The 590-nt window shown below is 37.3% G+C and carries 1 protein-coding gene, 1 pseudogene and 1 riboswitch; the gene and the pseudogene both read left to right on the top strand.

Translation table 11 applies throughout. From position 1 onward, the window contains the following. Nucleotides 1-123, top strand: a pseudogene (locus tag B5G00_RS19900) (carbohydrate kinase); the annotation flags it as partial. A gap of 174 nt (nucleotides 124-297) precedes the next feature. After that, nucleotides 298-382: riboswitch (ZMP/ZTP riboswitch) on the top strand. Between the two features lie 90 nt (nucleotides 383-472). Then, nucleotides 473-590, top strand: a 118-nt coding sequence (locus tag B5G00_RS18820; RefSeq protein WP_140403191.1) for a formate--tetrahydrofolate ligase, incomplete at its 3' end; no start/stop codon positions are given.

The following is a 590-nucleotide window of genomic DNA, read 5'->3' as shown; positions in this document are numbered from 1 at the left end:
GAGGAAAATCTTCAGGAAATGCTCCGGTTTGCCAATGGAGCTTCTTCTATCGTGACCACCAAAAAAGGTGCCCTGCGGGTAATGCCTGAGAGAGCAGAGGTTGAAGCATTTATTAACAAGTAAAACCAACTAAAATTGTTAAGTATATCTAAAATGGAGAAAAATAGTCTTCGTTAAATTGTGTAAAGAATACAAAAAATATTGGTAAAAAAATCACAAACTTCAAAATATTCGTTGACAACTGCCAGTGATTGTGATAAATTAAAGCCAGGGTAAGAAATAGAGCTTACCAAAAAACAAGATTCTGATTACTGACGGATAAATGTGGAGTACCACAGGGGAATCAGAATTATAATGAAAGCCGACCGTCTGGGCAGCATTTGCGAGTAACAAATGTTGCCCTTTTTTCAACCGTAAAAGAGTTGAAAAAGGGGCGAGAGAAATCATTATTTTTTAAGGAGGATGTTGAACTATGGGATTCAAATCAGACATCGAAATCGCACAGGAATGTGTCATGGAGCCAATCACAAAGATTGCAGAGAAAGCAGGTATTGATGAAAAATATCTGGAACAGTACGGAAAGTACAAAG

This window comes from Blautia sp. An46, assembly GCF_002161645.1.
Lineage (GTDB): Bacteria > Bacillota > Clostridia > Lachnospirales > Lachnospiraceae > Blautia > Blautia ornithocaccae.
The sequence above is the reverse complement of the archived record's forward strand: the minus strand, read 5'-3'. Positions and strand labels throughout refer to the sequence as shown.